This is a genomic window from Rhodocytophaga aerolata, assembly GCF_030503435.1.
GTDB classification, from domain to species: domain Bacteria; phylum Bacteroidota; class Bacteroidia; order Cytophagales; family 172606-1; genus Rhodocytophaga; species Rhodocytophaga aerolata.
On the sequence record NZ_JAUKPO010000094.1, the window covers coordinates 1 to 6,083 of the forward strand.

Annotated in this window: 8 protein-coding genes; 3 read left to right on the top strand and 5 right to left on the bottom strand. The window is 43.4% G+C overall.

Features of this window, described 5'->3' with window-relative positions; all coding sequences use genetic code 11:
- Positions 1 to 183 precede the first annotated feature (183 nt).
- Both Q0590_RS36285 and Q0590_RS36290 read right to left on the bottom strand, forming a co-directional pair.
- Positions 184 to 819, bottom strand: a complete 636-nt coding sequence (locus Q0590_RS36285) for a porin family protein (RefSeq protein WP_302042587.1) — start codon at positions 817 to 819, stop codon at positions 184 to 186.
- Between the two features lie 73 nt (positions 820 to 892).
- Positions 893 to 1,180, bottom strand: coding sequence for a hypothetical protein (locus tag Q0590_RS36290; RefSeq protein ID WP_302042588.1), 288 nt, complete (start codon positions 1,178 to 1,180; stop codon positions 893 to 895).
- Between the two features lie 388 nt (positions 1,181 to 1,568).
- Here Q0590_RS36290 and Q0590_RS36295 point away from each other — a divergent pair, with 388 nt between their 5' ends.
- Genes Q0590_RS36295 through Q0590_RS36305 form a run of 3 tightly spaced genes read left to right on the top strand, consistent with a single transcriptional unit; the run spans position 1,569 to position 3,090 of the window.
- A complete protein-coding gene (locus Q0590_RS36295; RefSeq protein WP_302042589.1) occupies positions 1,569 to 2,123 on the top strand; it encodes a hypothetical protein in 555 nt (184 codons plus the stop codon).
- Entirely contained in the window at positions 2,113 to 2,832 is a 720-nt protein-coding gene (locus Q0590_RS36300) for a hypothetical protein (protein WP_302042590.1), read from the top strand. Before Q0590_RS36295 ends, Q0590_RS36300 begins: the two co-directional genes overlap by 11 nt.
- A gap of 18 nt (positions 2,833 to 2,850) precedes the next feature.
- Positions 2,851 to 3,090 carry a hypothetical protein gene (locus tag Q0590_RS36305; protein ID WP_302042591.1) on the top strand — a complete coding sequence of 80 codons (240 nt, stop codon included), beginning with the start codon at positions 2,851 to 2,853 and terminating at the stop codon, positions 3,088 to 3,090.
- Positions 3,091 to 3,299: 209 nt separating this feature from the next.
- On the opposite strand, the gene Q0590_RS36310 is transcribed toward Q0590_RS36305, so the two are convergent.
- The 3 genes from Q0590_RS36310 to Q0590_RS36320 form a co-directional block, all read right to left on the bottom strand.
- A complete protein-coding gene (locus Q0590_RS36310) occupies positions 3,300 to 5,198 on the bottom strand; it encodes a hypothetical protein (protein ID WP_302042592.1) in 1,899 nt (632 codons plus the stop codon).
- Positions 5,199 to 5,213: 15 nt separating this feature from the next.
- Positions 5,214 to 5,663 (bottom strand): relaxase/mobilization nuclease domain-containing protein, encoded by a 450-nt coding sequence (locus tag Q0590_RS36315; protein ID WP_302042593.1) that lies wholly within the window; start codon positions 5,661 to 5,663, stop codon positions 5,214 to 5,216.
- A 106-nt stretch (positions 5,664 to 5,769) separates the two neighbouring features.
- On the bottom strand, positions 5,770 to 6,083 hold a 314-nt coding region (locus tag Q0590_RS36320; RefSeq protein WP_302042594.1), incomplete at its 5' end, for a hypothetical protein.

Sequence of the window (6,083 nt, forward strand, 5' to 3'; positions counted from 1 at the left end):
AGGGGAAAAAGTGCCGGTTTATAGCAAAGATGTTTTTTATAAACGAGCGAATTTTTCTAAAAAGCTTCAACCCGGGCTCTGCGTTCAGCTAAGCCCTCTCATGGATGTAAACAAAAAAAATAGAGCGTAAGGCTCTATCCTTTTTGCTAATTAGTCAACATACTTATCTCGCAGGCCTGCTAGCTATCTTTTCGTTTTTAGCAGATAATAGGCACTTACCCCAAGCACCCGGTTGTTTCCAGTAGGGGGTGTGCTCCAGCTTCCATTCCCTTTGCGAAAGCTCACTTGATTTAGCCTTCGCAGTCCTAAGCTATAGCTAACCTGCATTCCCAGCCTGGGGGTGAACTTGTAGGAAACGGCCCCAACAATGCCTGCATCGATTTTTTTGAATTGGCTTGAAACATCAAAGTTTAAATCTCTGCCTATGATAGATGTTGCTCTGATCAGCTCTCCAACCTGCGGGCCTGCCAGCAGCGATAGTTTATCCGAGAGCCGGTAGCCTACAAGCAAGGGAATATCTATATAATCAAAGCGTACCCTTCCCTGATGGCCACCGTCAAGTTCCGGTCTGGATCGCCATCCTTTGAGCGAATAGAGCAGCGAGGGCTGAAAGAATACTTTCTTGCCAAGTGAAATCTCTGCGAATAGTCCACCGTGATAGCCCAGCCGGTTATGGGTGCTTCTGTAAACGCCTGGCCTGCTATGAAAATTAGAAACATTGCCTCCCCCCTGGATACCCCAGCTAACCTGGCTAAAGCCTGGCAGGGATAGAGCGAAAGTAAAAACAAAAAATAGGGTGCCTAAGAGTGTGTTTTTCATAAAATTAGCCTTGGGTTAAAAGTTGAACAGAATATAATTACTTGCTTTAACGGTCTTTTTTTACATCGCTATATTAAATAGTACCTTTTTCTTTGTTTTTTAATCCTTCTTCAAGGGCAATCCCCTTTAGCATGGCAAAGCAGCGGCCAACTAAAAGAGGAAGCAGCACAAACAGGCCCGTGAGCGCAATATAGGCTAACAAGTCATAGGTGTTCATCTCAGACTTACTCATACACCCTAATAGCTTTTTTCTTATCACCAGCCGCTTTGTGTACTCTATATAGCCGCTTAACCCGACTAGTACTGGAAGCGTGGAGAGCAGCAATATAGAGAGCAGCAATATAAGCAGGCGGTAGAGCATGGATTAAAAGCACTTTTCCCTAAATACTAAAAAAGAAAAAGCATCCTTGCTCATAAAAGAGAGAGATGCTTTTAATCCATTTAGCTTTTTCTACCTGCTTATAGGCCTTTACCGCTATTGCCAGCTACTGCCGCATCATTTACTACCGCTGGAGAAACCTCTTTGTAGCTTACATGAAGTTATAATGTAACTTTTCCCTAACAGAGCAGACACCGTATTCAACTTTTTAACAAACTCTCTGAAAGGAGGCTATTGAAAGGCTTTAGAGGTAGTAAAATTCTACGAAACGGTTTGCCCCCTATACCGGATTGCCTTTTTGGTGGCCATTTATACCAATAAAGGTAATAGAGCGTTACTTTGCTAGCTACAAACTTTTAACTTTTAATGTATGAAAATGCTTTTTGCAGCCCTGCTTCTAGGATGGGCATTGCAGGCCGCCTTTCCTCTGCAGGCCCAGACTGCCAAAGGGGGTTGGCTATTAGGCGGCTCAGGCAGTGTACGGTTTACTGATCCGTTTTACCTGGATATAAACCCGCTTGCCGGCCACTTTTTGGCAGATAACCTGGTCGTTGGAACGCAGGTGCCTTTCAATATAACAACCCAGCGATATAGCTCTTCTTCGCTTACCACTATTGGCCTTACTCCCTTTGTGCGCTATTATTTTCTAAGCACAAAGCTGCGGCCTTTCCTTAAAACGGATATCGGTTACCTTCGCACCCTTTACCGCTATGAGGTTGCCAATGTCAGAGAGCAGGTGCGCTACTCTGAAGGATACTTCAATGTAAGCATGGGCCTTGGAGCAGTATACTTTATCACACCTGCTGTTGGCCTGCAGGCAGCCCTTGATTATAGAATCAACCGGTTTGCGAATGCTTACTCCAGCGATCATCATCTGCTCTTTAGCATAGGTTTTGGCATCTACCTTTCAAAAAATGAAAAGTAACAATGAGGATAATAGCAATAGCTGGATAGGAATGTATTCTTTGCTTTTGCTTCTACTGCTTAGTCCAAGCCTACTGTTTGCCCAAACGATTGCAAAAAAAGTATGGACCCCTTTCAGGTTATCTGCCGGTCTGCAATGGCAGGGCGCCATCAATAGTAACTTATTCGATGTTTCTGCCATTCAGCCATTCAATCTACCCTATAGTATATGCGGAGGAGGCCCTTGTATGCCTTATCAATATGAGCGCAATATTCAAGGGCTTGGCCTGAGCCTTTCTGCGGCTGTGCGAACAAGAAACTTTTATGAATTTCACTATACGCCCATTTTGCGCTATGATGAAATGCGGTTTGCTGACCTTAATCCGGGTAAGAAAATCAGAGGGCTGATCCTCAATCAACGCATGGGGGTAAATAAATATATTAAGGGGAAATTAGGCCGGCCCAACGCTTATGTAGGGGTATCTTACGGCTTGTTTAACACCGGAAAAAAGTTTGAGTTTTATGATAGCTTTTTTAAAAAACAGGCAAGTTTCAAAACGCAGTTTCCGGCCTTTATTGTTAGTTATGGGCAGCGGGTGTATAAACAATGGTTTGCCGGGTTTGATTTCCATTTGCTTCATAAAGGCCTGCCCCATAACCATACCCGCCACTTTTTCATGTATGGGCTAAACATCTCTTATCATCATGGCTTTTCAAAGAAAGGCAAATAGCACGTTGCTCACTTATTTATGGCCTCACCTGCCTCTATATCTGCTGCAAATGCTTACTTTAAACAACTTGGGCTTGTTTATACAGAAAAAGAATCTGTCCATGCTCCCCAAATTTTGAAAAAAGCATCAAAATTTCAAGGGTATCAGCTCCTTAAAAAATATGCCGTAGCTATTGCCAGAATAGCTTTATTCCTAAGTAAATCATTTATAGATGACTTGCCCGCTAAAGACCGCTCACCAGCTATGCAGACGAAGTAAAACAAGCTACATTCGCGTTTATACACATAGTCCCACAACTTCATAGGAAAACAGCCTTAGTTTAGAGGAATTACTTTTCATTCGGTCTCTAAACCAGGTATCAAAATTTAACATAACTTGCTTGGATTAGTATATAACGTCCCATTTATACGCCTTTGGATTTAGCCTGCTTGATCTACTAAGACTACTATAGACTCTTTGTATAACACCTACCTAAGCCTTGGGCCACGCTTTTTGTTTTTCCGGTGGTCGCTCTCTACGCCGTCATCATCGCCATCAGCAGCACCGCCGTTGGCTTTTTTCTTGAACACTTCTTCCCCTCTTGTCCCCACTTGAGACAAGTCCTTATCCAAGCCTTGTTTAACATCTTTGAGCGTATCTGTCGGATGTTTCTCTATCCTATCTATCAGGTGGAGGATAGCTGATCTTTCCGTTTTCTCTTTCACTGCTCCTTCGCTGCTAGCTGCTCTTTGCAGGATGGGCAATACTTCTCTGCGAAGATCAGAGAAAAACCCCGGATTTCGCTTCTCTACGCCTCCTAGAGCACGCTCAATGCCGGATACATCCTTTCTATCCAGGCTCTGGTAAAGCCCGCTTAAAACGCTGTATTTAGCGCTAGCCGGTATGAGCGCTGGTTTATAAGCTTCTCTTTGCAGCCGCTCTATAAAAGCTGAGGTGATCTCTATTGATCCTTCCGGCATCTTGTAATACTGCAAGCGGTAGCTAGCCTTGCCATCTTTCTCTGTTGGCACAAGCTGTAAGCCCCGCTTATCTAGTTCTTTTGCCAGATCACTTGCCTTCATTCCAGGCGCACTGAGTAAATCAATGGTCTGTTTGGCATACTTTTCTGTCAGATGCCTTGCTACCTGCTTTTTATTCTCTTCTGAAAGCAGGGGCTTGAACACATCGTAGCGGAACGAAAACAGATCCAGCTCTTTGGTAGAAGCTTTGCCATCTGCAATAGATTTGATAAAAGCTTTCTCTCCCTTACTGTAGGCTGGCAGTTTCTCATTAGCTACCGGCAGCATTCCATTAAAATGCCTAATGGACATTTCTTGGGGAAGACCTACCTTTAGATGTGGTCCCTGGCTATGGGTTATCACCAAACCTCCAGAACCCGATTGTAATTTATAGCCATGCTTGTTTAAGAAGGCTATCCGGTCAGCAGGTGTTAAGCTCTTAGGTGACTGGTCTAAAAAGTTCATTACTACCTTTACCCCTGCTTTAAAGTAATCTTTCTCCTTTTGCTCAATCTCTCCTAATTTACCCTGCTTATACTCCACAAAGCCTTTTACTACGCCTTCACCAGCGGACCTTTCCAGTTGAGGCATTTGCTTTAACAGCGGAGATACTAAATCCATCAATGGCAATTTCCGGATCATCTGGCTTTCAAAGTAGGCTCCGGTCTGCTCATCCTTTTTAAGCGTATCGAAAATGGTTCCTAGAACAGAATTTCCTTTGTTGATAGTTTCCTTATCAAGCATGTCAATACCTCTTTTCTCTATGGTGGTATCTGATAGCCTTGATTGCAAAATGTTCCAGCTGTAGCCCTTGCCAAGCTCTGATCCTTTGAATACGGCTCTGTTCGCATTGTCAATAAAGGTCACACCAAACACGCCTTTCGTCCATTCATGATACTGCAGGTTAATTCCCCCCTTGGCTAGTTTTGCTTGCAAGTCTTCTCTCGTGATGGACTTATGGGAAGTAAATACTTTCTCTATCGCCGAAGCGGTTTTTGGGGCAATCTCTTTCTTTGATTCCTTGTTATGCTCAAACTTTAAGTTCAAATTGTGCATCGAAGTTTTTGAATACAGCTCACTAGCCTTAATGCCGGTACCAACACGCTTCCCGTTCTCATCAGTCACTGAAAAGACTAATCCCTCATATTTGCCATTCTTGTTCTCTCCGCTAACCGTTTCTGCTTTGATGTTGTACTGCCCAAGTACGGCTTGCAGTTCTTGCATGCTTGTCAGCTTGAATCCTGAAACTACCGGCCTTACAATATCAGATATGGCTTTCTTAATTTCCGTTTTCCCATATTGCACCCCGTGCATCATCTCAACCGGAGTCAGATCATCAATTCCTACCTTCTTTTTATCTTGTGCCACTACGAGGCCAAACTCTTATTCAATGGCCTTTCTTATATCCTCTGACCGGTAACGGTTATTGGAATCATTGATCTTCTTGCCGTCCCGGTCCACGCTCGTAGAAACGATGTGTATATGGGGATGGTGGGTATCTTCATGCCGGTAGATCAAATAAGGCTGCCCGCCATAGCCCATGTGCTTCATGTAGGCAGAGGCAATGGCTTTTAACGTTTCATCGGTGGGCTTCTCTGTGGGGTCCAGGCTTAAGGAGGCATGAAAAGCTACTTTCTCATGCTGAGTGTTCTGCTTTCGGGTAATCATTTGCTCAAACCTTGATAGCTTTTTTTCATAACTCAGCTTATCAATATCTGTGGAGTTACGCATATTATCCCCACCAATGATTCTACCTTCCCCTTTCTCTACCTTCTTCTCATTATAGTCAATAACGGCTTTTATGCTTTTGGCTGTGGATATTTTGGCGATCATAGCTATCGTTTTAGTTGAGCCTGATTTTTTTTAACTCCTTTTTTGCCTCCCTTTGTATATTTATTTCCCTCATCCCCCTTCTGCCCTCTTTATGTAAGCTTCCTGCTTACTCCCCTACTTTACGGTTTTGATTGCTCTCTATCTCTTTTTTGCTCTCTTCCCTCATGCGTCTCTCTTCCTCCCGTATATCATCTGAATGCTCAATGAGTGTTTCCATAAGTGCTAGTATTCTTTGCTGCTCCACCTCTATCGCCCGTAGCATTATCTTTGCCTCATTAAGGGAAGTAAACAGATTTCTCTCGCTTGCCACTGAATTTACGCTCGTGGCAATCTCATTAAAATTCACGCTGATTTGATTGATTTCGCTTTGAATATCGCCTAATTTATCGTATATTAACTCGGTATTTTTATCAAAATAGT